Source organism: Bacillus pretiosus (genome assembly GCF_051294775.1).
GTDB classification, from domain to species: Bacteria; Bacillota; Bacilli; order Bacillales; family Bacillaceae_G; genus Bacillus_A; species Bacillus_A wiedmannii.
In genome coordinates this window covers 1-286 of sequence record NZ_JBPPHF010000473.1, presented here as the reverse complement: position 1 = coordinate 286, position 286 = coordinate 1, and the positions used below count along the sequence as shown (strand labels likewise).

Annotated in this window: 1 protein-coding gene; it reads right to left on the bottom strand. The window is 40.6% G+C overall.

The window, feature by feature from the left end:
• Window positions 1–286, bottom strand: a 286-nt coding sequence (locus ACSG5Z_RS31790; RefSeq protein ID WP_435712941.1) for a DUF11 domain-containing protein, incomplete at both ends; no start/stop codon positions are given.

The window sequence follows — 286 nt, the reverse complement described above, 5'->3', positions numbered from 1 at the left end:
TACTGTTTCTGGATTTAACCCAAGTTGCTGCGCCCCACCAATCGTTACACTATTTGCTACAAATATCGTTCCTTCTGGTATGACATCTTGAAAGAACACATCTGTAACTGGTATAATTCCTACGTTTGAAATTAGCACAGTATACGTTAATACATCCCCAACCGCTCCAGCAGCAACATCAACTGTTTTTGTTGCTGTTACTTCACCAGGAGGAGGTAACGGTATCGTAACTACTGTCGTATTACTTGAAGTTGTCGTTGTTACAGGAGGCTGTAAAGGATTTAAT